The sequence below is a fragment of the Ignatzschineria sp. PL_is040 genome (assembly GCF_055813795.1).
Genome location: NZ_JBVPGU010000008.1, coordinates 61,168 through 77,102 on the forward strand (window position 1 = coordinate 61,168; position 15,935 = coordinate 77,102).

Below are 15,935 nucleotides of genomic sequence, written 5' to 3' on the forward strand. Positions count from 1 at the left end.
AGAGTGAACTTATAGTGATGGATCTAGAACTTTGAAGATCTCTTGTGAAATCTCATTAATATCGCCATAACCATTGATCGTTTTAAGTTTTCCTTGAAGGATAAAGTAATCCACTAATGGGAAAGTCTCTTCTTCAAACACTTTACGACGCTTAAGAATAGTCTCTTCGGTATCATCAGAACGACCACGTGATTTAAGGCGCTCTTTAATGACTTCAAAAGGCACATCAAAGTAGATCACCTTATCAATCGGCATATTGATCTCATCGAGGAGCTTATCGAGCTGTTCTGCCTGATTGATGTTGCGTGGAAAACCATCTAAAAGAAAGCCATTTTCTGCTTTAAGGATATGATTTTTAACCATGCCAAGGACGATCTCATCAGAGACAAGTTTGCCTTCATCCATGATTTTTTTAGCTTCAAGACCTAAAGGCGTTCCTTCACTAACTTCCGCACGAAGCATATCCCCTGTAGAGAGGTGGGTGATTCCAAATTTTTTAACAATATTTTCAGCCTGAGTGCCTTTTCCAGACCCAGGTGCGCCAAGCAGGACAATACGCATAGATAACTCTCTCCTTAAATTATAAAAATCTGTTCAATAACAGATTGCTTGATAATCTCTTCATAATACACGCTAAGCAGAGTGCGCTCAATTATGAACTGCTATTTTAGCTTATAAATTAGACAAAAGAGGGAGAAAGAGGTAGAGGTAAGTCATCAATTGTTGATAGAAGCCTGTTATCGTGCATATGATCGGTAAAAAACTGGGCAAATAGGGATAACAAATTGTAAAAAGATATAATGTAAGTTAGTATATGGAAGGGTCGTTAATAGAGAATATTAATAGAGATCTCTAGGAATTAATTAGGAGCCATTAAGAATGACACAATTTACATTAGTTACACCAGAGACTGCAGATGAGATTGCAAAGCCAATTTTAACGCAGTTGAAAGGCAAATTTGGAATGTTACCTAACTTCTTTGGTGCATTAGGCATTGACGGAATGAGCTTAGATGCTTTTTTAGCATTACAAGCAAAATTGGAAAACTCTAAGTTTTCAAAAAGAGATCAGGAGTTATTAGCATTGGCTGTTGCCAATTACAATGGCTGTCACTACTGTGTTAGTGCTCATACCTTTACAGCAAAAAAAATGGCAGGATTGAGTGAAGAGGAGTGTGTTGAAGCGCAACATGGACGTGCGAAAGACCCTCGCGAGCAGTTGATTATCGATATTGCTTTAGCGGTACTTAAAGGGAAGGGTAACTTAGATGATGCGTTAGTAGCGCGAGCAAAAGCAGCAGGTTTTACAGAAGCTGATATTGTTCAGTTAACGCTCTTTACAGCCCTCAATAGTTTTACAAATTGGCTCAACAATATCGTTGATCCGAAGATCGACTTTCCTGAAGTGCCATTAGTTTAATGACCGCTGTTAATGATGACAGTTAATCGCTATTGGTTGATTACTATTAGTTGATTACTATTAGTTGATGACTATTGGTGAATTACGATAGGAGAGCGATCATGAATGAGCTCTATTGCGAGATATCAGGGAGAGAACTCCCCCTAAATGCGCTCTTTCTGGTGAGATTAGATTGTTATAGTCGATCAATTTTTCAATAGAGGTTTATGAAAGTCCTTAACCTTCACTTCATAGGTTAAGGACTTTTTTTATTTCAATTTTTTATTTCAATGTCTTACTTTAATATTTGATGTCAATTTTAATTTTTATTCTCGTACTTAATTATTCCCACTCAATTGTTGCAGGCGGTTTGTTAGAGACATCATAAGTGACGCGTGAAACTCCATCGACTTCTAAGATAATGCGATTAGAGACATGCTCGATAAACTCCCAAGGAAGATGCGCTGCACGTGCGGTCATAAAATCGATCGTTTCAATAGCACGTAGTGCAATAACATAGTCATAGACACGTTTATCATCGGAGACGCCTACCGATTTTACCGGTACAAAAACAGCAAAGGCTTGGGAGACAGTGTCGTAGAGATCGGCTTTTATCAACTCTTCGATGAAGATATCATCAGCGAAACGTAAAATATCAGCATACTCTTTTTTGATCTCTCCCAAAATACGCACGCCTAAGCCAGGTCCTGGAAATGGATGACGATAGACCATCTCTTTAGGAAGTCCTAAAGCAACGCCTAATTCACGCACCTCATGTTTGAAGAGTGAGCTAATAGGCTCAAGAAGCTTGAGATTCATATCTGCCGGCAATCCACCAACGTTATGATGAGATTTAACGGCAACCCCATCTTTTGTATTGATTGATTCTAAGATATCGGGATAGATAGTGCCTTGTGCTAACCATTTAGCATTGGGGAGTTTGCGAGCTTCCTCTTCAAAGATTCGGACAAAGAGTTCACCAATAATTTTACGCTTCTTCTCAGGGTTATTTTCACCCTTTAAAGCTTCTAAAAATCTTGCCTCTGCATCGACACGAATAATATGAATCCCCATATTATCGGCAAAAGTTTGCATCACTTTATCCCCTTCATTAAGGCGAAGAAGGCCGGTATCGACAAAAACGCAGGTTAATTGTTTGCCAATGGCTTTATGAATCAGTGCAGCAACAACGGAGGAATCAACTCCACCAGAGAGACCTAAAATAACCTCATCGCCTTGGACGCTATTTTGAATCGCCTTTGTGTGATGCTCAATAAAAGCTTCTACATTCCAGACCGCTTCAGCGCCCGTTCCTTTGATAAACTCGATAACGGCTTCAGGGGAGCTATCTTCTGCTAAAGCAAAGAGTGGCGTTGTTAGAGATTCATTTTTTAAGATCATCTCAATCTCAGCTGTTTGATCACTTAAAATCGCTTTTGTTGGGCCGCTTTTTAAGGCTTCAGCAAGATCTTTTAGGGTGACGATTTCTGAGTAAAATTGCGCATCCCGGAGAAGGCGTGCAATTTTTTGAGCTTCTTGTTGATTTGCGTGTACAATTAATACTCTATTATTTAAGTGCTGTGGCATAAAATATGTATCCTCGATGCAATTCTAGGGATTGATTAAGGGGTAAAGTATAGCAAAAATGTCTATCAACCCCCCAATTTATCGAGAACGTACTGTCACAGAGAGTGAGAATTTTATTAACAACTTGTAGATCGATTAACTTATGGGAGAGATGATGCAGAACCGTTTAACCGATCAGCTCAAACGATTACTTTTTGTAGCGGCGCTATTGAGCCCAATATCTCTTGCGGTTGCAGATGCAGATCTAAAGCAAGAGAATCTATTAGGGGCGAAGTTTTCAGCGATTTATTATGCAAAGGGGCAAATTGGCCGCCCTTATCTTTTTGGGGGAACAGATCCTAAACGGGGGTTTGATTGTAGTGGCTTAATTCAGTACGCCTATAAAAATGCCGGCATATCACTACCACGAGATACTCGAAGCCAGTATCGTTACGCGAAACGTACCGATAAACCTGAGCCGGGAGATCTCGTTTTTTTTATCACAAATGGTAAGAGCATCTCTCATGCAGGAATCTATATTGGGGATAACCAGATGATTCATGCTCCTAGCTCCGGCAAGCGGGTTGAAATTACTCGATTTGATACCCCTTATTGGCAGCAACGTTTTTATGGCTACGGTAAACTATAATATTGTTTTTAAGCTATAAAATGGATGGTGAAATCGACCAAACGTGCGATAAAGAGAGGTCGTCGCTGGATCATTTTGATAATGACAACATTGTTGTCACTTGATACAATACCCACTATCTTTCAATTAATTATGAGATCTATATTCATCAATGTTTATCCATCAATGTTTATTTATCAATATTTACTCACTAATATTGAATTGGATTGTTGATATTGAGATGTTGATCCTCAGATATCGATACCGATATATATGATGCTCATATATTAATGATATTATTATTGTAATAATTGTATGCTACAAATAACGCGTATATTATGATAATCCTATATTTAAAGCGTATTGTTAAAACGAATTGCTCCAAACTCAACTAGAGGTTGATCAAAGATATGAAAAAATCACTGTTACTCGTCGGTGCCCCCTTTATTTTAGCCGCTTGTTCCATGGCGCCTACTTATGAGCGTCCTGCACTCCCTGTTATTGATAGCTTCCCTGTCTCATCAGGGGCCCAAGCAGGTACATTAGCAGATCAAACCTTTGCTTATCAGATCAATTGGGAGCACTACTTTAAAGATCCACGCTTGAAGAAGTTAATCGCGTTAGCATTAGAGAATAATAAGGATCTACAATTAGCAACCTTAAATCTAGAAGCGGCGCGTATTGCGTATGGTATCTCTGTTGCCGATCAGCTTCCTGGGTTTAATGCCGCTGGTGGTTATTCTCGAACTAAAACGGGAAGTGCTAATAATGTAAATCCCCTTACAGGGCAATCTACTGGCAGATCTTCTATATCTGAACGTTCATCGCTTAACTTTGGGGTCAGTAGTTTTGAGATTGACTTCTTCGGTAAGGCAGCCTCTTTAAGTGATGCCGTTTTTGCAAAATATTTAGCAACGGAAGAGGGGAAACGAGCAGCGGAGATCGCCCTTGTTTCAGGGGTTGCTCGCGCTTACTTAACTGAAGTACTTGCAGAAGAGCAGTTACGAGTTGCCAAAGAGACCTTAAACTCCAATAGAGCCTCTTATAATCTTGTTCAGCAACAGGTTGAGGCGGGAATTGCAAATGACCTTGATTTAGCCCAAGCGAAAGGGCAGGTCTTCTCAGCACAAGCTCAAGTGGCCAATATTGAAGGGCAGTTAGGTAAGGCGCGTAATGCGCTCTACACGTTAGTGGGTGCGGTGGCAACAGATCTACCTAAAGGGCTCTCATTACGCGCAAAACAGTTCTCGGAGGAGTTGCCCGTCGGTCTTCCATCACAAGTCTTATTGGTGCGTCCTGATGTGATTGAAGCTGAATATCAACTGTTAGCCGCAAATGCTGATATTGGTGCCGCAAGAGCAGCATTCTTCCCGAGTATTACCTTAACCTCAACCTTTGGTAATGCATCCTCAGAACTCTCTGACCTCTTTAAATCGGGCCATAGTGGCTGGAGCTTTGCACCACAAATCAATATTCCAATCTTCAATTGGGGTAAAATCCAGAAGAACTTAGATCTCGCTTATGTTCGTAAGAATGTGGAAGTAGTGAAGTATGAGAAGACAATTCAGACCGCTTTCCAAGAAGTGGCAGATGCTTTAGTCTCTAAAAAACCATTAAGCGATCAATTGCGCGCACAACAAAATCTTGTGGCAACAACCTCTGAGCAATTGCGTTTAGCAAATCTTCTCTATACTAACGGAATTGCGAGCTATCTTGATGTGTTAGATGCACAGCGAACACTCTTTAGCTCTCGTCAAGCGCTCTTAACGACCTACTTTAATAAGCATATCAATGATGTCATGCTCTACGCTGCTTTAGGTGGTGGAGCACAGAGTATGGGAACGATCGATGCCGAGCATAGAACGGTCTATATGGATGCAAGAGCAAAGGATAACCCTGTTGCTAAAGAGTTAGCAGTAACACGAAAAGCACCTTATAACGCCGAGAGTGGGAGTAGCGATACCCTTTTCCCTGGCTTAAAGCTAGAGGAAGTTAAAACGGTTGTTAAGGAGTAAAATAGATAATAGAGGTAACAGATAAAAGTGGAGAAACCCCCTCTTCTTGAGACTTTTAAGGAGGGTAAAGTGACAGGATCGGGAAAGGGTCTTGTCACAACACTTTTTATTTGCTATTATTTAGATCTCATTTCGTCGGGGCATGGCGCAGCCTGGTAGCGCACTTGCATGGGGTGCAAGGGGTCGCAGGTTCAAATCCTGCTGTCCCGACCAATCTTACTAAGTTATTAAAGAGTTATATGTCAAAAGAAGATCATATTGAAATGGAAGGCACGGTTATTGAAACCCTTCCGTATACACAATTTAGAGTAGAGTTAGATAACGGTCATGTTATCACTGCTCATATCTCTGGTAAGATGCGTAAGAACTATATCCGTATTCTTATGGGAGATAGAGTTAAAGTAGAATTAACACCTTATGACCTTACTAAAGGTCGTATCGTTTATCGCGGTAAATAGTCATTAGTTATTGATAAGCCGCAATTAGTGATGCAACTAATAATTTGACTAGTAGATTAATAGTAAGTCTATCGGTAACTCTTTACAGAGAGATGCTTAAATCGATACCCAATAGGGTATTGATGCTATTGATTTAATAGTTTAAATCGGTCAAATCGGACAAGTTGATCAGAATTAAAGATTTTATTAAAAAAGCCCGTTTTTAACGGGCTTTTTTATATTGTAGAAATCGATACACAACTAAAAAAAGAGAGATAAGAGATGGTAAGACCTTCAAAGAGAGCGGCAGATGAGATGCGTTCTTTGCAATTTATTCCTAACTTTACAATGCATGCTGCTGGTTCTGTTTTAGCGGTATTTGGTAATACAAAAGTATTATGTACTGCCTCGATCGAGGAGCGAGTTCCCCCTTTTTTACGCGGAGAAGGAAAGGGCTGGATTACTGCAGAATATGGTATGTTGCCGGGATCAACTCACACACGTTCAAGTCGTGAAGCGGCAAGAGGAAAGCAGAGTGGACGAACTTTAGAGATTCAACGTCTGATTGGGCGCTCACTACGTGCAGCGGTCGATCTTGAGTTGTTAGGTGAACGAACGATTACAATCGATTGTGATGTAATACAGGCCGATGGTGGTACGAGAACCGCATCGATTTCCGGCGGTTATATTGCTTTAGTGTTAGCGCTTCATAAGCTTGTAGAGCAAGGGTTATTAGAGAAGACACCGTTAGTTAGTCAAATTGCGGCAATTTCTGTAGGAATCTACCAAGGTGTTCCGGTATTGGATCTTGATTATCTTGAAGATAGTGCCGCAGATACCGATATGAATGTGATTATGGATAATAATGGGCAGATGATTGAGGTGCAAGCAACGGCAGAGCAAGCACCATTCTCTACGAAAGAGTTATTGGAGATGATCAAACTTGCAGAGAAGGGCATTGCCCAAATTACAGCAGCACAAGTTGCTGTTTTAGCTGAAGCGATCAATTAAGATTATCAATTCAATCGATTCTCTGATTATCGATCGAAAGATCAATCAACATTAGCTGATTGATTATCCTAAAAGAGTAAGCCCCTTACGATGTTCTGTCGTTAAGGGGCTTATTAGTTTGTACTTTGTACTTTTTATTTTTGTGCTTGCCTCTCTCTGCCCCCATCTTTTTCTATTTCTCGATCAATATGTTTAGTCGAGGGGTGGGAGATGGCTTGATCTCTATTGTGCTAGTTTAAGAAGCGAAAGAAAAGCTTCCGTCTCTTCAATCATCTTCTTCGGCGTTAAACCATAATCTGCTAAGATCTCTTCTCGCTCCCCATGTTCAGGATAGTAATCTTTAATGCCAAAATGTTTAATGGGCATAAAGATTCCTTCAGAGGCAAGTAACTCATTGATGGCTGACCCGGCACCCCCCATAATCGCACCATCTTCAATCGTGATGATTGCTTGATGTGATCGCGCAAGCTTTAAGAGCATCTCTCGATCGAGAGGTTTAACAAAGCGAAGATCGAGTAGGGTTCCACCAAAATGATTGGCAATGGTAGTTGCATTCTCAATGAGAGGGCCAATATTGATCACTAAGAGTGACTCTCCCTCTTGTAGGAGTTGGCTCTTTCCTATCTCTATCTTTTCTATCGGTTCATCACTGATCTGAGTGCCAATCCCTTTTCCGCGTGGATAGCGAACTGCTGCCGGCCCTGGATAGTGATAGGCTGTGGTTAACATCTTATAGCACTCCTCTTCGCTTGAAGGTGCCATAATCACCATATTGGGAATTGTCCGAAGATAGGCGATATCAAAGGTTCCGGCGTGAGTCGCTCCATCAGGGCCCACAATGCCGGCACGATCGATTGCAAAGGTGACATTGAGATTTTGAATTGCTACATCATGGATCAGTTGATCATAAGCGCGTTGAAGGAAGGTCGAGTAGATTGCAACAACCGGTTTGACACCCCCAAGCGCCATGCCGGCGCCTAATGTTACGGCATGTTGTTCGGCGATTGCCGTATCGAAGAAGCGATGGGGAAAACGTTGGCTAAAGGCAACAAGGCCGGAGCCCTCACACATTGCCGGCGTAATTGCCATCAGATCAGGTTCAATCTCTGCCATATCACAGAGCCATTGGGAGAAGACTTGGGTGTAAGTTAAGCTCGGCTTCTGTTTCTCTAGTTTTTTCTCTAAATGACTTTCACTTTGAGTTGCGCTGATTTTATCTGCCGATGAGCTCTCTCTTTTTGCTGCTGATACGGCATGGAATTTTACAGGTTCCGCTTCAGCTTTCGCATATCCTTTCCCTTTTTTGGTGGTGATATGGAGAAAGCGTGGTCCACTCTTCTGCTTTAAGTTTTTCAGTGTCGTGATCAGCGTCGGAAGATCATGCCCATCGATAGGGCCAAAATATTGAAATCCGAATTCTTCAAAGATAACGCTCTGTTCAGCAACAGCACTCTTGACCCGAGTCTCTGCTCTTTTAGCGAGATCAAGCGCTTGGGGGAAAGGGAGATTCTCTAAAAATTTTGCACCACTTTCACGAATCGACTGAATTGCCGGCTTAGAGAGTGTGCGCGTCAACATGGTACTGAGCGCCCCTACATTAGGAGAGATCGACATATTATTATCATTGAGAATCACTAAAAGATTCGCCTTAAGATCACCCGCATGATTGAGCGCCTCAAAGGCTTGCCCTGCGGTTAAAGCTCCATCACCGATGACGGCAATAAGCTGTTGGCTCTCATCATGATGATGCTTTGCACCAATCGCCATGCCTAAAGCGGCACTAATTGACGTAGAGGAGTGACCTACGCCAAAAGCATCGTAATCGCTCTCATTAAGAGAAGGGAAAGGTCCTAGCCCCCCTTTTTTACGAATGGTATGGATCTGATCTTTTCGCCCCGTTAAGATTTTGTGAGGGTAAGCTTGATGTCCAACGTCCCAGATAATCTTATCGTGAGGGGTATTAAAAACATGATGCAATGCCACTGTTAGTTCAACCACTCCAAGGCCTGAAGCAAAATGCCCTCCAGAATCGAGAACTGAGCCAATTAGAAATTGCCTAAGCTCCATAGAGAGTGTCTCAAGATCATTGAGAGAGAGGGATTTGAGGTCATCAGGTGACTGGATTTGATCAAGAAGTGGTGTTGGATTCATTCTAAAACCTTAATGATTGCGCTTTTGAATATAGTGGGCAAGATCGATCAGTGGTTCTGCTTTTTTACCCAAAGGAGAGAGTAGTTCAATTGCTTCATTCGTTAGTTCATCAAGCTTTGCAATAGAATCTTCTAACCCTAAAAGTGAGATATAGGTGGATTTCTCTTGAAGAAGATCACTGCCGGGCTTTTTGCCGAGCTCTTCTTGGGTTCCGATGAGATCTAAAATGTCATCTTTAATCTGAAACGCAAGCCCAATATTATCGGCATAAACAGATAGTTTATCATAAGTTGATTGATCCGTATCGCCGGCAATTGCCCCTGCTAAAATAGAAGCCTTGATGAGTGCTCCTGTCTTTTTACGGTGTAGCGTCTCTAATTCATGAAGAGAGATGATTCTATTTTCAGAAGAGAGATCGAGATATTGCCCACCGACCATTCCGGCGCTGCCGGCTGCATGGCTAATGAGTTGAATCAGCTGCAATCTCTTCTCTGCTGAGATCTCTTCAATATGACTTAAACTTTCAAAACTTGCTGTTAAAAGAGCATCGCCAGTTAAAATAGCGGTGGCTTCATCATAGGCCTTATGACAGGTTAATTTACCGCGACGATATTCATCATCATCCATTGCCGGTAAATCATCGTGGACTAAAGAGTAGGCATGGATCATCTCAATGGCAGAGGCAATGGATAAAATTGCCGCCATTTTAGCATCACAGAGCTCACCGCTGGCGATGGTTAAGAGTGGACGAAGTCTTTTACCCCCATTGAGCGTGCTATAGAGCAGCGCTTCTTTAAGACGCTCAGGAGCTTCGATCTTCTCAAGCTCTTTTGTGAAAGCGGCTTCAAAGAGGTGAAGTTGCGTTGTAAACCAAGCGGTAGGCATGAGTTGCTAAGCTCCTTATGATTCAATCTGTTCTTTGGATAAGAGTTGAGAGATCTTCTTTTCAGAGGCTTCAAGCAGCGCTTGGCACTCTTTTGTCAGTCTGATTCCCTCTTCAAACTTTTGAAGAGATTCCTCTAGCGGAAGCTCATCATTTTCGAGCGCTTCTAAAATTTTAGTGAGCTTCTCTAGTTGCGCTTCAATACTTAAGTTCTCAGCGATATCTTGACTTATTTTTTCGGACACAGATATTTCCTTAAAATAATTAATAATTCGGTCTCATATTCTAGATTGAGTAGGCGCTATATGCAATAATATTAGACTGGAGTCTGATCTAATCAGCAACGTGGAGTTTCAACCCACCTTTCGACTATTTTGGGCTTTTAACTCTATTTCTCCCCCCTAATTCAGCAAGAATTTAAATAAGAGGTGCCTGTGACCAAGATAAAGCGAGCTTCAACGCTACTATTGATAATGTTGATGAGTTTAAGTGTCGCTTTTTCTCAGGTTCATCCTATTAGCTCGTTACTGCAAAATGGATTGGGTACTGTGGAAAGTGGTCAAGAAGAGGAGCTTATGCTTCCTGATCCTATGTCACTTAATACAGCATGGTGGAACTATTTTGAAAATAAAAAATCCGGCGATCTTAAACAAGCAGTGATCGACTTTATTCAACGTATTGATGAAGAGTCACAAAAACTGCCAGAAGAGGCTCTTAAGCGGGAATTGCCGAAGATCTCTCATATTAGCGCGAACTTTTTTGCTTATGTGGCTCTGAAAGAGAAGAGCGTTACTAAAAAGGGTTTTAAATTTGAGCTAAAAGAACACTATAGCATCGGCGAACTCTTGACAATTATCCATCGAGAGCGGGAGCTTAGCACAGAGCTTGTTAGCGTGCGGGAAGATATTCGTGATCAGGATGTGCAATATCGTGATATTACGCGGGATCTTAATAATCGCTTTGTCTCCTATCTTGAGACTACAGAGGGGAGTCATGCTCGATTTTTAGCTGCACTGCAGGTGATTACACTGCAGACGGAACAAGCATTATTAACAGAGCGATTACGCCTGTTACGAGAGAACTTAACAATCATTGAGTCGGAATCTCGTGAGCTTCAAGATATTAAGAATGCTGCCATTACTCGATTGACCTACACCGGTGATGAGATCGATGCGCTCAATGATCGGATCGATAACACTATTATTCGTCTTCAAGAGGCTAATACAAAATTACTTCGTGAGCAGTCACAACTTCTACTTCTTCCTGATGAGACGGTGGAAGATCAAGCTGTTGCGAGATTACGTAATCAACGTGTAGCAAAAGAGAAGATCAATGTTGCGATTTTAGAAGCGCGGCTCGATATGTATGAAAATGAGCGCGATATCTTAGCCATTCTCTCGGATGAAGAGGGACTCGATGTTGAGCGAATACAGAAAAATTATGCCGATCGTCAGCGTAATTTAGAGGAGATCTCACTTAAAGCGAAAGATTGGTTCAACCAAAATGAGGTGGAGCGAAGTAATACCAATGCATTACTTGCGGATATTGAAATTCGTGGTGGCGTCAATGAGAATAGCTTCCTTGCCGGCATCGCGAATGATCGCCTAACGCTGATTCAAGAGACCTCTGTTCTGTTACAAAAGCTACAGACAGAGATTGCCGATAGTCAGTTTATGGGGCGGATCTTAGAGAATCAATTATTACAGTTTCAAGGCGTATTGATGAATACCATCAATCGTACGAAAAGCACGCTCAGTTATGCTTGGCGCAATGTGAAGCAACTTTTGAGAACGCCACTCTTTACTGTGGGTGATACACCGGTAACCTCGATCAGTTTCTTTCAGTTTCTCCTCATTGTCCTGGTCTGTTGGTGGATCGCATTCTGGCTCAATCGTGTCTTCAATCGTATGGGGAATAAGCGAGGTGATGATAAATTACCGGCTTACTATCTTGCCGGGCGCTTAACTTATTACGCTATTATCCTCTTCGGATTTCTCTATGGTTTGACTGCTGTCGGCATTGATTTTACCAACTTTGCGCTTGTCGCGGGGGCACTTGCAATCGGACTGGGATTTGGATTGCAATCGATCGTTAATAACTTTGTCTCAGGTTTGATTCTACTCTTTGAACGCTCGATTAAGGTGGGTGATTTTATTGAGCTACAGGATCAAAAGAGTGGAAAGCCTCTCTGGGGGGAGGTGAAAGAGATCAATGTACGTGCCACTATTATTACTGATAATGATAATGTCGATATCGTGATTCCTAACTCTGAATTTATCAATACCAAGATGCTCAACTGGACGCTTAAAGAGCCTCAGCGCCGTATGCGTTACCCCTTTAGAGTTGCTTATGGAACAGATAAGGAGATTGTTCGAGAAGTGGTTCTTGCCGCTGCAGAGGCGTTGCCACACACCTTAAAAGGAATTCCAGGACGTAATCCTGCTGTTTGGTTAGTCGATTTTAAAGATTACTACTATGAGTTTGAGTTAGTTGTTTGGCTCACCTCGCGGGCTGTGAAACGTCCCAATGGTATTCGTGCAGCTTATATGTGGGCGATCGATACGGCATTAAGAGAGAACAATATTGAGATCCCTGTACCTCAACGAGAACATCGTTTCCGTCCGGGTGAGGTTCTGCCGATTGAGCGCATAGAAGAGGAGATTCTCGATGATGAGGAATTTCTAGATGAAGCTGAGAGTGAAGCGCGCAATCCTCAATAATTGGGGTATAATATCGGACGTAGATCAGTAGATAATCGGTCAGCAGATACAATAGAAGATTGATCAACTAAGATTACTAACTAAAGATCACTAATATCGATAGGGCTTAAATAAAAAACCATCGATAAGTATTTACTGAACATAAGTAAAGAGTATAAGTAAAGAACATAAACAAAGCATACAAATAAAGAATACACAGATAAAGCATACAGATAAAGATATTAAATATGAAAAAAATGACTTTCCAAGAGATGATTTTTACGCTGCAAACTTACTGGGCAGAGCAGGGGTGTGCGTTACTTCAACCTTATGATATTGAGGTGGGGGCGGGAACATTCCATACGGCAACATTCCTTCGTGCATTAGGTCCTGAACCATGGGCTGCCGCTTATGTTCAACCCTCCCGTCGTCCAACGGATGGTCGTTATGGTGAAAACCCGAATCGTCTACAACATTACTATCAATTTCAAGTCGCGATTAAACCCTCTCCAGAGAATATGCAAGAGCTCTATCTCGGATCGTTAGAAGCATTAGGGATCGATGTAACTAAGCATGATATTCGTTTTGTTGAGGATGATTGGGAGTCACCGACATTAGGTGCTTGGGGCTTAGGATGGGAAGTGTGGCTCAATGGGATGGAGGTAACACAATTTACCTACTTCCAACAGGCAGGTGGTTTAGAGTGTAAACCGGTTTTAGGGGAGATCACCTACGGACTTGAGCGCTTTGCGATGTATGTTCAGGAAGTTGAGAGTGTTTATGATCTTGTCTGGTCGGATGGACCTTTTGGTAAGATCACTTATGGCGATGTATTCCATCAAAATGAGGTAGAACAATCTCACTATAACTTCTCTCATGCTGATGTTGAGTTTCTCCTAAATTCCTTTAATTTTTACGAAAAAGAGGTATCACGCCTTTTAGCTGAGAACCTAGCGCTTCCTGCTTACGAGATGGTTCTGAAAGCTTCCCATGCCTTCAACCTATTAGATGCGCGTAAAGCGATCTCCGTAACAGAGCGACAAGGCTATATTTTACGAGTTCGTAAAATGGCGGGGATGGTGGCGAAGAGCTACTATGAATCCCGTGAAAGATTAGGCTTTCCTATGTTAAAAAGAGAGTCATAGAGTATATTTGTGATAGAGAGATGATGGCTTGATCCATCATCTTTTTTTATTCGTCATCATGTTCACCATTATGTTCGTCATTATGATCAATGAGAGAGTATTATGTGATGACCCCTATCTGAGCTGATCTTAGCATCGAGATAGGGCGCGTAGATTTTGATAACCAATAGAGAGAGAAGAGTAGATAGAGATGGATATGCAAAAATATTTAGACTGTGCGTTAGAGGCATCAGAGATCGCAAGAGAGTTGATCGCAACAGCTTATGATGAAAATGCCTTTAAAATTGAGATTAAAGCCGATGCAACGCCGGTAACAGAGGTTGATATTGCAGTAGAGAAGGCGATCTATGAGCATATCTCTAAAGCTTTTCCTGATCACGGCTTTTATGGAGAAGAGAGTGGACAGAAGAATATGAGTTCTGACTTTATCTGGCTCATTGATCCTATTGATGGCACTAAAGCATTTGTTCGCCGTCGTCCTTTTTTCTCTTGCCAAATTGCTTTAATGTATAAGGGAGAGATTGTCTTAGGGGTATCAACAGCCCCTTGTTTTAACGGTGGTGAGCGAATCTATGCGCTAAAAGGGCAAGGCGCTTTTTTAGAGGGTAAAAAGATCTCCGTTAGTGATATCGATCAGTTATCACAAGCGGTCTTCTCTTCAGGAAATCTCAAGCGTTTAACTCAAGATGCTGAGAAATGGGCAAATTATGGCCAATTAGTTGGAGCGGTCAATTCTACGCGTGGATTTGGAGATTTCTTACAATACCATTTCTTAGCAACGGGGAAAGTCGATATTATTGTTGAATCTGATGTCAATATCTTAGATATTGCAGCACTTTCGATTATTGTTAAGGAAGCAGGAGGAGTGATGACCGCACTCGATGGAAGCGCAATTGATCTTGATGTTACAACGATCCTAGCAACAACGCCGGCACTCCATCAAAAAGTGTTAGATCTTCTGCAATATTCTGTATAAAGATGAGAGATGGAATATTAGAGATAGAAGTGAGCTGTAATGATCATTGAGATAAAGAGTTGGGATAGATATGAATAGAGCACGTAGAGCGATCAAAACAGCTCTTAAAGTGGTAGGTATTATGCTGATTCTATCTGCTTGTAGTAGCTACTCTAATACGCCATCTCCCTCCTACATATCAGGAGGTCCATTAACAGAGCGCCTTAAAAATTATGGTTTGAAGCCGGGAGATGAGGTCTTAATTCGCATCTTTAAAGAGGAAGCGATGCTTGAGGTTTGGATGAAGCCTAAAGGGAAAAAAGAGTTTATCCACTTCTCAAATTACCCAATCTGTAACTATTCAGGTACATTAGGACCTAAGATCTATGAGGGAGATCATCAAGCGCCAGAAGGTTTCTATCGGGTCGATCGCAGAGCGCTCAATCCTCATAGTCGTTTCTATAAATCTTTCAATCTCGGTTTTCCTAATAGCTTTGATCGAGCATTAGGTCGAACCGGAAGCTACTTGATGGTTCATGGTAAGTGTGATTCAGTCGGTTGTTATGCAATGACAGATCCACAGATAGAAGAGATCTATGGTCTAGTAGAATTGGCATTGAAGAATGGGCAACCTTATGTTGAGGTGCAAGCATACCCTTTTAAGATGGAAAAATCGCGTCTTAATCGAGAAAAGCAATCTCTGCACTATGAGTTTTGGGATAATCTACAAGAGGGGTATCAACAATTTGAGCGCTCTCGCCGTCCTCTCAATTATAGTGTGAGTAGTGGGAGATATCTATTTAAGGGATAGACTTGTCAATTGTGAAAATATTTAGTATCTTATCTGCCTCAACCGAAAAAGATTGAGTTGAGATACAATTAGGAAAAGTGGCCGAGTGGTTGAAGGCGTTCGCCTGGAAAGCGGATATACGTTAGTAGCGTATCGAGGGTTCGAATCCCTCCTTTTCCGCCAAACCTTTAAAACCTTAGCAATCGCTAGGGTTTTTTTATTGCCTTTAATAAGCCATAAATATAGCAATAATCGAG

The 15,935-nt window shown here is 41.6% G+C and carries 14 protein-coding genes and 2 tRNA genes; 11 read left to right on the forward strand and 5 right to left on the reverse strand.

The features are described from left to right. Positions 1-9: 9 nt before the first annotated feature. Positions 10-561: an adenylate kinase gene (locus tag AC0SAP_RS08900; RefSeq protein WP_286483299.1), complete on the reverse strand. Its 552-nt coding sequence runs from the start codon at positions 559-561 to the stop codon at positions 10-12. Between the two features lie 318 nt (positions 562-879). Here AC0SAP_RS08900 and AC0SAP_RS08905 point away from each other — a divergent pair, with 318 nt between their 5' ends. After that, on the forward strand, positions 880-1,419 hold the full coding sequence (locus AC0SAP_RS08905; protein WP_473383917.1) for a carboxymuconolactone decarboxylase family protein: 540 nt from the start codon (positions 880-882) through the stop codon (positions 1,417-1,419). A gap of 321 nt (positions 1,420-1,740) precedes the next feature. Here the strand turns inward: AC0SAP_RS08905 and guaA are convergent, their stop codons facing one another. After that, entirely contained in the window at positions 1,741-2,985 is a 1,245-nt protein-coding gene (gene guaA / locus AC0SAP_RS08910) for a glutamine-hydrolyzing GMP synthase (protein ID WP_473383918.1), read from the reverse strand. 151 nt (positions 2,986-3,136) lie between these two features. On the opposite strand from guaA, the gene AC0SAP_RS08915 reads away from it, so the two are divergent. The 5 genes from AC0SAP_RS08915 (at position 3,137) to rph (ending at position 7,055) form a co-directional block, all read left to right on the forward strand. Continuing rightward, positions 3,137-3,613 (forward strand): C40 family peptidase, encoded by a 477-nt coding sequence (locus AC0SAP_RS08915; RefSeq protein ID WP_286483293.1) that lies wholly within the window; start codon positions 3,137-3,139, stop codon positions 3,611-3,613. Positions 3,614-4,002: 389 nt separating this feature from the next. Then, positions 4,003-5,607, forward strand: a complete 1,605-nt coding sequence (locus tag AC0SAP_RS08920; RefSeq protein WP_473383919.1) for an efflux transporter outer membrane subunit — start codon at positions 4,003-4,005, stop codon at positions 5,605-5,607. A 136-nt stretch (positions 5,608-5,743) separates the two neighbouring features. Beyond that, positions 5,744-5,820, forward strand: a tRNA-Pro gene (locus tag AC0SAP_RS08925). 26 nt (positions 5,821-5,846) lie between these two features. Next, positions 5,847-6,065, forward strand: coding sequence for a translation initiation factor IF-1 (infA, locus tag AC0SAP_RS08930; protein WP_094567422.1), 219 nt, complete (start codon positions 5,847-5,849; stop codon positions 6,063-6,065). A 261-nt stretch (positions 6,066-6,326) separates the two neighbouring features. Then, the gene (rph, locus tag AC0SAP_RS08935) at positions 6,327-7,055 is read left to right on the forward strand and encodes a ribonuclease PH (RefSeq protein ID WP_094567421.1); all 729 of its coding nucleotides are present in this window, start codon (positions 6,327-6,329) and stop codon (positions 7,053-7,055) included. Positions 7,056-7,277: 222 nt separating this feature from the next. On the opposite strand, the gene dxs is transcribed toward rph, so the two are convergent. The 3 genes from dxs to xseB are packed head-to-tail and all read right to left on the reverse strand — an operon-like array spanning position 7,278 to position 10,334. After that, entirely contained in the window at positions 7,278-9,206 is a 1,929-nt protein-coding gene (dxs, locus tag AC0SAP_RS08940; RefSeq protein ID WP_473383920.1) for a 1-deoxy-D-xylulose-5-phosphate synthase, read from the reverse strand. A 9-nt stretch (positions 9,207-9,215) separates the two neighbouring features. Beyond that, the gene (locus AC0SAP_RS08945; RefSeq protein ID WP_286483285.1) at positions 9,216-10,091 is read right to left on the reverse strand and encodes a polyprenyl synthetase family protein; all 876 of its coding nucleotides are present in this window, start codon (positions 10,089-10,091) and stop codon (positions 9,216-9,218) included. 15 nt (positions 10,092-10,106) lie between these two features. Then, the gene (gene xseB, locus AC0SAP_RS08950) at positions 10,107-10,334 is read right to left on the reverse strand and encodes an exodeoxyribonuclease VII small subunit (RefSeq protein ID WP_233146794.1); all 228 of its coding nucleotides are present in this window, start codon (positions 10,332-10,334) and stop codon (positions 10,107-10,109) included. A gap of 189 nt (positions 10,335-10,523) precedes the next feature. Here xseB and AC0SAP_RS08955 point away from each other — a divergent pair, with 189 nt between their 5' ends. The 5 genes from AC0SAP_RS08955 to AC0SAP_RS08975 all read left to right on the forward strand — a co-directional run bounded on the left by AC0SAP_RS08955 (position 10,524) and on the right by AC0SAP_RS08975 (position 15,861). Then, complete coding sequence (locus tag AC0SAP_RS08955) at positions 10,524-12,809, forward strand: mechanosensitive ion channel family protein (protein ID WP_473383921.1); 2,286 nt, start codon at positions 10,524-10,526, stop codon at positions 12,807-12,809. Positions 12,810-13,036: 227 nt separating this feature from the next. Continuing rightward, a complete protein-coding gene (glyQ, locus tag AC0SAP_RS08960; RefSeq protein ID WP_094567417.1) occupies positions 13,037-13,933 on the forward strand; it encodes a glycine--tRNA ligase subunit alpha in 897 nt (298 codons plus the stop codon). 190 nt (positions 13,934-14,123) lie between these two features. Continuing rightward, the gene (locus tag AC0SAP_RS08965) at positions 14,124-14,909 is read left to right on the forward strand and encodes an inositol monophosphatase family protein (protein ID WP_473383922.1); all 786 of its coding nucleotides are present in this window, start codon (positions 14,124-14,126) and stop codon (positions 14,907-14,909) included. Positions 14,910-14,979: 70 nt separating this feature from the next. After that, positions 14,980-15,699 (forward strand): L,D-transpeptidase family protein, encoded by a 720-nt coding sequence (locus AC0SAP_RS08970; protein ID WP_473383923.1) that lies wholly within the window; start codon positions 14,980-14,982, stop codon positions 15,697-15,699. 71 nt (positions 15,700-15,770) lie between these two features. After that, positions 15,771-15,861, forward strand: a tRNA-Ser gene (locus AC0SAP_RS08975). Positions 15,862-15,935 lie beyond the last annotated feature (74 nt).

What these genes read in the sequence shown, in the direction of transcription:
- AC0SAP_RS08900 (WP_286483299.1), bottom strand. Translation starts at nt 561, where the DNA reads ATGCGTATTGTCCTGCTTGGCGCACCTGGGTCTGGAAAAGGCACTCAG.
- AC0SAP_RS08905 (WP_473383917.1), top strand. Translation starts at nt 880, where the DNA reads ATGACACAATTTACATTAGTTACACCAGAGACTGCAGATGAGATTGCA.
- guaA (WP_473383918.1), bottom strand. Translation starts at nt 2,985, where the DNA reads ATGCCACAGCACTTAAATAATAGAGTATTAATTGTACACGCAAATCAA.
- AC0SAP_RS08915 (WP_286483293.1), top strand. Translation starts at nt 3,137, where the DNA reads ATGATGCAGAACCGTTTAACCGATCAGCTCAAACGATTACTTTTTGTA.
- AC0SAP_RS08920 (WP_473383919.1), top strand. Translation starts at nt 4,003, where the DNA reads ATGAAAAAATCACTGTTACTCGTCGGTGCCCCCTTTATTTTAGCCGCT.
- infA (WP_094567422.1), top strand. Translation starts at nt 5,847, where the DNA reads ATGTCAAAAGAAGATCATATTGAAATGGAAGGCACGGTTATTGAAACC.
- rph (WP_094567421.1), top strand. Translation starts at nt 6,327, where the DNA reads ATGGTAAGACCTTCAAAGAGAGCGGCAGATGAGATGCGTTCTTTGCAA.
- dxs (WP_473383920.1), bottom strand. Translation starts at nt 9,206, where the DNA reads ATGAATCCAACACCACTTCTTGATCAAATCCAGTCACCTGATGACCTC.
- AC0SAP_RS08945 (WP_286483285.1), bottom strand. Translation starts at nt 10,091, where the DNA reads ATGCCTACCGCTTGGTTTACAACGCAACTTCACCTCTTTGAAGCCGCT.
- glyQ (WP_094567417.1), top strand. Translation starts at nt 13,037, where the DNA reads ATGAAAAAAATGACTTTCCAAGAGATGATTTTTACGCTGCAAACTTAC.
- AC0SAP_RS08965 (WP_473383922.1), top strand. Translation starts at nt 14,124, where the DNA reads ATGGATATGCAAAAATATTTAGACTGTGCGTTAGAGGCATCAGAGATC.
- AC0SAP_RS08970 (WP_473383923.1), top strand. Translation starts at nt 14,980, where the DNA reads ATGAATAGAGCACGTAGAGCGATCAAAACAGCTCTTAAAGTGGTAGGT.